Raw genomic sequence first — 7,448 nt, 5'->3', positions numbered from 1 at the left:
GAACACGGACCCGGCCACGCACCCGGAAACATGGACCGGAACCGGGCCAGGGCCCCGGACCCGGGATACGAGGGAGTCGTACCTTGCCCGAAGGGCACACCATCCACCGCCTCGCCGCCGACCACCGTGCCCGCTTCCGCCGCCGGCCCCTCGACGTCAGCAGCCCCCAGGGCAAGTTCTCCGACTCCGCGGCCCTGCTCCACCGCCAGGTGATGTCCGGCACCGAGGCCCACGGCAAGCACCTCTTCCTCGGCTTCGGCCCGCTCGGCTGGATCCATGTCCACCTCGGGCTCTTCGGCCGGGTCGACTTCGGGGACGGGCCCGCGCCCCCGCCCGCCGACACCGTCCGGCTGCGCCTGGCGACCCCCGAGGCGTACGTCGATCTGCGCGGCCCCACCACCTGCGCGCTGATCACCGACGGCGAGAAGGCGGCGATACACGACCGTCTCGGCCCCGATCCGCTCCGGGCGGGCGACGACCCGGAGCGGGCGTGGACACGGATCTCCCGTTCCCGTACGACGATCGCCGCGCTGCTGCTGGACCAGAAGATCATCGCGGGGGTCGGCAATGTCTACCGCGCGGAGGTCCTGTTCCGGCACGGCATCGACCCGTACCGCGCGGGCCGGGATCTCACCCGGGCGCAGTGGGACGCGATCTGGGCGGATCTCATCGCCCTGATGCGCGAGGGCGTACGGAACAACCGCATCGACACGGTCCGGCCGGAGCACACCCCCGAGGCGATGCGCCGCGCGCCGAGGGTCGACGACCACGGCGGCGAGGTCTATGTCTACCGCCGGGCCCGGCAGCCCTGCCACATCTGCGCCACCGAGATCCGGACGGCGGACCTCGCCGCCCGCAATCTCTTCTGGTGCCCCGGCTGCCAGCCCGGCTAAGGGCCAAGGGCCAAGTCAGCGCCGATGCCGGTGACCTCATCCGCTGCGCGCTGGTGTGCCGGTCTCGGAAGTCAGCATGCGGGCTTCGGGGCGTAGCGCCCACGACATCAGCGTGCAGACGGTGAAGAGACCGGTCCACAGCAGGTGGGACGAGGCGGATCCGGAGACGGCGTGAGAGGTGAAGGCGCCCGCGAAGTTGAAGAACGCCCCGGCGTACGCCCACTCCTTGAGCCGCGGATAGCGTGGTGCCAGCAGCGCCATGGTGCCCAGGAGCTTCCAGATGCCGAGGATGGTCAGGAAATAGGCCGGGTATCCGAGATCGAGTACGCCCGCAGCGGTCCCCTCACGGCGCAGCAGATCAGCGAAGCCGCCGGAGAGCAGGACGAACGTGATGATCCCGGTGCTCGTCCAGTAGCCGATCGTCCGCGCTCTCGTCTGCTCCGGCGACCCGAGTGCCCCGAGGAGGGACCAGTACCGGGGTCGAGAGCTCAGAACGCGGCGGGGTTCAGGTCTGGTTGCCCAGGAAGCCGCTGTGATCGCCGCGAACCCGAGCGGGCCCGCCGCCGCGGCGAATTCGTCCATGGCGATGTGCGAAGCCACGGCGCCGCTGTAGATGAAGAACACACCGGCGTAGACCCACTCCTTGAGGCGCGGCATTCCTGGTGCGACCAGCACCACCGCGGCGGGAAGCTTGCACACGCCGATGATGATGGCGACGTAGTAGGGGTAGTTGAGATCCTCTTCGAGGATGGTACGCACATAGTCCGTGCGCAGCACGTCCCAGAGGCCGCCCATCGCCGACTCGGCCGCGATGATCACCGTGGTCGCCCAGTAGACCGGCGTACGCACTCTGGCTCTGGCGCCGGCTCTGGCACTGCGCCGGTCCTGCGCGGGAGGCGGGATCGTCCTGACGTTCCTGGTCACGTGGTCACTCCTCATGTCGCCGGTCACATCGACTGGCTCCGGTGTGTCATAGAGGGGACACACGGCAACCGGGGAGTGTGACCGATGAACGAGAACGAGTTTCCCGCCGAGCGTTTCGAGGAGTACCGGCCCCGGCTGCGGGCCGTGGCCCTTCGGTTGCTGGGCTCACCCGCCGAGGCTGACGACGCTGTTCAGGAGACCTGGCTGAGAGTCTCCCGCTCCGCTCCGGGCGAAGTGAGGAGCATGGAAGGCTGGCTCATCACGATCGTCGGCCGGGTGGCGCTGAACATGCTTCGCTCGCGTCGGACCCGGCGCGAGCGGCCGATGGACGAGGCCCGTGCCGAACTCTCAGAAGGCTTTGGCTCGGGAGGAGAAACATCGGATCCCGAGCTGCAGGCGGTGCTGAGCGACTCGGTCGGGCTGGCCCTGCTCGTCGTGCTCGATGCGCTGTCACCCGCTGAGCGGCTGGCGTTCGTCCTGCATGACGTGTTCGCCGTGCCGTTCGAGGAGATCGCGCCCATCGTCGGACGTTCAACGGTGGCGACCCGGAAGCTGGCCAGTCGCGCCCGCCGCCGTATCCACGGCGCCGGCCTACCCGATGCCGATCCCTGCCGCCACAGGCCGATCGTCGGTGCCTTCCTCGCCGCCGCACGCAACGGCGACTTCGACGAACTCCTCCGGCTGCTCGACCCTGACGTGGTGCTCCGCGCTGATCCGGCGGCCGTGCGGACAGGCGCGGCCCGCGAGCTGCGAGGCGCGTCGGCGGTGGCCGAAACGTTCTCCGGCCGAGCCCGGGTGGCGTGTGAGGCTCTGGTCGACGGCGCCCCCGGAGCCGTGTGGGCAACGGGCGGACGCCCCCGCGTGGTGTTCGAGTTCACCGTCACCGACGGCCGGATCACCGCGATCGACCTGATCGCCGACCCCGATCGGCTCGCCTCGCTCAACCTGGAGATCCTCGACACCTGACAGCGCGGCGCCGCATGCTCCGGGCGGACCCCCGGAGGCCGAGAAGGCAGCGTTACCGCGGGCCAGGGGCCTGAAGTGGATCGTAGGTCACTGGTCTCGCGGCTAGCGCCGCGCCGTATCGCTAGAAGTTGTGCGGCCCCCAGGCCGCCCGCTCGGCCCCGAACGCCAGTGAAGCCCGCGCCAGCGCGCCGGGGGACAGCTCCGTCACCAGCCCCGCGGCGGCCAGGGTGGTCAGGGACACGCCACCCAGATAGGCCGAGCCCAGCTCGCGGACGGAGAGGGCGATGTCCGGGGCGTCGGCGGTGCGTTCACAGGACGCGCCCTTGGGATCGCCGGACAGCCGCCAGCGGCCGGTGTTCCAGGGACAGAAGTCGTCATGGACGTCGAGGACCACATCCACGGGGGCGCGGTAGGTCCGGGCGGACAGGGCCGGGCCGATGTCCACGGGGCGTACGTACAGTCCGTCGACGACCCCGACCGAGCAGCGCCGGATGTCGGAGACGAGATACTGCCAGGGGTCGTCGACCGGCCGGTTCCCCATACTGATCTTCGAGGTCAGATCGATGCCGAAGAGGTGGTCCCACAGCACGGCGTACGCGGCGGGCTCCAGGGCCTGGAAGTCGTGCAGGGCGACGGTGCCGTTGGGCCCGGCGTCCTCCCAGGACGGCTTGATCCGGTACTGGACGTATCCGAGGACGTCGCCGTCCCGTTCGGCCAGCACACACTGCAGGGGAGAGCCGCCCGCCTGCTCGGCGGGGGTGTCGAGGATCTGGAGCCGGTCCCACCCGGGGAGCCGGGCGATCATGCCCGGACGGCCGGGGACCTGCCGGGCGTAGACCGCCTCGCACGCCGCCATCGCGTCGGCGGGCGGCACCCGCCGCAGCCGGACCCCGTCCGCGCCCGGGGGGAGCGCGAGCCGTACCCGCGCCGTGTCGATCTCCGCCCGCAGCTGACGGCTGGCCACCCCGTATCCGAAGCGGCCGTAGATCGCGGGCTCCGACGCCAGCAGTACGGCGAGCGGGTCGCCCCACGCCCGTATGTCGTCGAGCTGGCGGCGCATCATGGTGCTGAGCAGCCCGCGCCGGCGGTGGGTCGAGGCGACGCTCACCATCGTGATGCCCGCGAAGGGCACGAGATGTCCACCGGGCACGGACATCCGGAAGGGGAACGATCCGGCCGTGCCGACGCACTCGTCCCCGTCCCATACGGCGAGCGAGCGGTCGAAGTCGGTCAGCGAGTGGACCGCTTCCCGGTGCTCAGGAGACCCTGCCGCACCACCGAAGGCCAGTTCGACCGTCCCGTACCACTCGTCCCACTCGGCTGGTCTCAGCACCCGCAGCTCAGTCGTCATGTCTCATCCCTACCAGGGCGTACGGCACGGGGGCGAGTGGGAATGACGCACCCGCCGACCGGGCCCCACCGTCCCGGCAGGCGCGTCCGGGCAGGACTGTTGTCATATGCCATGACTATCAAGCAATACGTCGACAGAGCGACCCGATTTCGAACGCATTGTCACCGGGGTCCCCCTGCACGGAGGGCCGATGGATCGATAGGGTCACACGACAATGGCTCATAGCGGTGGGGTGGATTCGAGCAGGGCCCGGTTGCGGAAGGCGACGCACCGGGTGCGTATCGCGCTGCGCAAATCCGCGGTCGACTACTTCCGCGGCGACGGCTCCGACTGGCTCGCGCTGGCCGGACTGCTGCTGACCGTCCCCGCCTTCACCTGGGGCACGATCGAGAACGCCGAGTGGATCTCGCCCGCCGCCCTCGTCCTGCCGATCGTGGCGGGTGCGCTGCTGCTGCGCCCGGCGAGCCTGCTGGGTCTTTACGCGGCATGTGCCGGCGGTCTGATTGTCGAAACCTTTGTGCTCGGCCCGTACACCGACGGCCCGGCGAGAGTGACCCCCGGGACCGTGCTCGTGGTCGCGGCCTGCGGATTCTTCGGGCTGCTGATCGCCCAGTTCAGGGCGCGCGTCGGCGTACCCTGGCGGCGCGGCGGCACCATGCTCTTCGACCTGCGCGAACGCATCCGCGTCCAGAGCGCCCTGCCCCGCCTCCCCAAGGGCTGGCACCGGGAGATGGCGCTCCGCCCGGCGGGCGGCCAGTCGTTCTCGGGGGACTTCGTCGTCGCGGCCCGCACCAACGGCGGCCGGACCCTCGAAGTCGTCCTCACCGATGTATCCGGCAAGGGCATGGACGCGGCATCGCGCGCCCTGCTGCTGTCCGGCGCCTTCGGTGGCCTGCTCGGCTCGCTGCCGCCCCATGCCTTTCTGCCCGCCGCCAACGGCTATCTGCTCCGGCAGGACTGGGACGAGGGCTTCGCGACCTCGATCCATCTCGTCCTGGACCTGGACTCCGGCGACTACGAACTCCTCTCCGCGGGCCATATACCCGCGCTCCAGCTGAACGCGGGCAGTGGCCGCTGGGAGGAGAAGGACGCCGAGGGACCCCTCCTGGGGATCTACGACGGGGCGCAGTTCGACCCCGTGAAGGGCTCCCTGCGCCCCGGCGATGTGCTGATGCTCTTCACCGACGGCCTGGTGGAGGCGTCCGACCGCGATCTCACCGAGGGCATGGACCGGCTGACGGGCGAGGCCGACCGCTATGTGCCCCTCGGGTTCGCGGGGGCCGCCTGGCATCTGATCGAGGCGGTCGCGAAGGACGTCAACGACGACCGGGCGCTGCTGCTGGTGTGCCGGGACTCCTGAGGTCCCGTTCTCGAGCCGCTGCCGCGTTCCCGAGCCGCTGCCGCGCCCAGAGCCGCCGGTCCGCCGAGCCGCCGGGTCCGCCCGAAGGGCCGGGCGCGGGCTACTCGTCGTCCCCGACCAGCGCCTCCTGGAGCTGCCGGGCCACCGCGTCGATGTCGGTGTCGTCGGAGACCTCGATGTTCACGCTCTCGCCGCGCGCGGTGATCCGGACCTTGACGCCCGTGGGGTTTCCGTACTTCTCCCGGAGGATTCCGGTGAGCCGGATGAACGTGTCCGGGCCCTGGAGAATGCTGATGGTCGTGGTGACCGCGGTGACGCCGACGAGGGCGATCTCCGCCGCGGACGACCTGGTCCCGGGCCGGATGGCGACTCCCTCCGCCACCAGGAGATCGGCCAGTTCGGTCGGTGCTGTCACGGGGATCACGGAGAGCTTCCCTTCAGGGGTACGGGTGGTACGGGTGGCACGGGTGCTGCTGGTCGTACGGGTGGTACGGGCGTACGGGCGGTGGGGGCCGAGAAGTCGGGGAGAGGACGGGTCAGTAGGCGTGGTACGAGCCCCAGATGATGGGGTGCGGGTCGCGGATGTCGTTCTCGTAGTCGGACACCCCGCGCAGCGAGTAGACCTTCCATTCCCTGAGCATCCGCAGTTGCAGTCCGCGCAGCAGGTCCGCGTGGTCCCCGTCCTGGCGGTCGAGCATGCCCGCGACGATCAGGTCCTCGAACGCCTCGGTGAAGGACACGTCGGGCACATCGACGGAGGTGGCGATCACCTGGTCGGCCCCGGAGTGGATGAGCCCCGCGACCAGCCCGATCCCCTCGCCGCCGAGAGCCGACGCGGTGGAGCTGGAACAGCAGGAGAGAATCACCCGGGAGGGCACCGGCAGAAACGGCGTGCCGTCGTCGAGCAGCCCGAACAGCTCACCGGCCTGCACGGATTCGTCGTCGGCGAGCGGCAGGGCCGACCACGCCGGGTCGGAGTCGTGGAACGCGTGGCCACGGTAGAAGAACAGCCCCTGGGCGGAGGCGCCGATCCGGCGCAGCGCCGCCATGAGCGCCTGCTTGGTCCCGGGTGCTTGCTCGGTTCCGGGCGCCGACTTGTTTCCGGGCGCCGACTTGCTTCCGGGTGCGGCCGTGCCCGCGCCCGTCAGCAGCGTGCTCGCGCTCTGCACCACCGATGACGTGGTCCGCTCGCGCAGTGTCCCGTCCGGGTTGTCACAGGCCAGCAGGAACGGTACGGGCGAGGCGGGGCGCCCCGTCCCCCGGGCCGCACGCCGCGACTGGGTGGGCGTGGAGGTCCACATGCGCAGGGTGGCCCGTTCGATCAGCCGGTCGTCGGTGCCGGGGATCATCGCGATCGGCCAGGGGACACAGGTCAGTTCCCGGGGCGCGGCGATGGTGAGCCGCAGCGGATCGTCTCCGGTGGCCTCGCGCAGCGCATCGGCCAGCGGCCGGGGCAGCAGATCGCCCATGGTGCGGGTCATGATCTGTTCCTCCGCCGAGCGCCAGTTCCCCAGATGCTCCAGCGGCTCGTAGAAGTCACCGGGCCCGCGCTTGTACGGGAACAGGCTCCAGGACCTGCGCTCGGACGACTGTGAGAAGCCCGCCAGCGCCAGCAGCACCGGCTTGACCCGGTCGTACCGCCGTAGGTCGTCCATGCCGAACCCGACCGGCTCCCCGTCCCGGGCGACGAACCAGAACAGGAATCCGTCCTCGATGTGCGACGACCAGAACACGCCCTCGGGCAGCGCGTCCTCCAGCGTCCGTGCGGTCCGGCCGCGCGGCTCGTGCTCCGGCAGCAGCTTCAGATAGTGGGGCAGCAGCAGGGACTCGCCCTGGTAGGACACCGGTTCCGGGAAGTGCAGCAGGGTGGAGGCGAAGGCGTCGTTGATCGCCGTGAAGAGTGCCGTGGAGACGGTCACCCCGGCCGCCCCGCTGTTCCCGGCGGCCCCGGCCT

At 70.6% G+C, this 7,448-nt stretch carries 7 protein-coding genes; 3 read left to right on the top strand and 4 right to left on the bottom strand.

Annotated elements, in window-relative coordinates:
• The first annotated feature begins 83 nt into the window (after positions 1 to 83).
• Entirely contained in the window at positions 84 to 893 is an 810-nt protein-coding gene (locus ACWF94_RS27470) for an Fpg/Nei family DNA glycosylase (protein WP_453493967.1), read from the top strand.
• 36 nt (positions 894 to 929) lie between these two features.
• On the opposite strand, the gene ACWF94_RS27465 is transcribed toward ACWF94_RS27470, so the two are convergent.
• Positions 930 to 1,817, bottom strand: a complete 888-nt coding sequence (locus tag ACWF94_RS27465; RefSeq protein WP_453493964.1) for a DoxX family protein — start codon at positions 1,815 to 1,817, stop codon at positions 930 to 932.
• 84 nt (positions 1,818 to 1,901) lie between these two features.
• Here ACWF94_RS27465 and ACWF94_RS27460 point away from each other — a divergent pair, with 84 nt between their 5' ends.
• Complete coding sequence (locus ACWF94_RS27460; protein WP_453493961.1) at positions 1,902 to 2,783, top strand: sigma-70 family RNA polymerase sigma factor; 882 nt, start codon at positions 1,902 to 1,904, stop codon at positions 2,781 to 2,783.
• A 121-nt stretch (positions 2,784 to 2,904) separates the two neighbouring features.
• Here ACWF94_RS27460 and ACWF94_RS27455 read toward each other — a convergent pair whose 3' ends face one another.
• Positions 2,905 to 4,134, bottom strand: a complete 1,230-nt coding sequence (locus tag ACWF94_RS27455) for a GNAT family N-acetyltransferase (protein ID WP_453493958.1) — start codon at positions 4,132 to 4,134, stop codon at positions 2,905 to 2,907.
• A 214-nt stretch (positions 4,135 to 4,348) separates the two neighbouring features.
• Here ACWF94_RS27455 and ACWF94_RS27450 point away from each other — a divergent pair, with 214 nt between their 5' ends.
• Entirely contained in the window at positions 4,349 to 5,494 is a 1,146-nt protein-coding gene (locus ACWF94_RS27450) for a PP2C family protein-serine/threonine phosphatase (RefSeq protein ID WP_453493955.1), read from the top strand.
• Positions 5,495 to 5,594: 100 nt separating this feature from the next.
• Here the strand turns inward: ACWF94_RS27450 and ACWF94_RS27445 are convergent, their stop codons facing one another.
• Both ACWF94_RS27445 and ACWF94_RS27440 read right to left on the bottom strand, forming a co-directional pair.
• A complete protein-coding gene (locus ACWF94_RS27445; RefSeq protein WP_453493952.1) occupies positions 5,595 to 5,909 on the bottom strand; it encodes a hypothetical protein in 315 nt (104 codons plus the stop codon).
• A gap of 121 nt (positions 5,910 to 6,030) precedes the next feature.
• Positions 6,031 to 7,448 (bottom strand): CHAT domain-containing protein (locus ACWF94_RS27440; protein ID WP_453493949.1); only part of this gene is annotated, 1,418 nt, incomplete at its 5' end.

It is taken from the genome of Streptomyces sp. NPDC055078 (assembly GCF_053607985.1).
The sequence above is the reverse complement of the archived record's forward strand: the minus strand, read 5'-3'. Positions and strand labels throughout refer to the sequence as shown.

What these genes read in the sequence shown, in the direction of transcription:
- ACWF94_RS27460 (WP_453493961.1), top strand. Translation starts at nt 1,902, where the DNA reads ATGAACGAGAACGAGTTTCCCGCCGAGCGTTTCGAGGAGTACCGGCCC.
- ACWF94_RS27455 (WP_453493958.1), bottom strand. Translation starts at nt 4,134, where the DNA reads ATGACGACTGAGCTGCGGGTGCTGAGACCAGCCGAGTGGGACGAGTGG.
- ACWF94_RS27450 (WP_453493955.1), top strand. Translation starts at nt 4,349, where the DNA reads ATGGCTCATAGCGGTGGGGTGGATTCGAGCAGGGCCCGGTTGCGGAAG.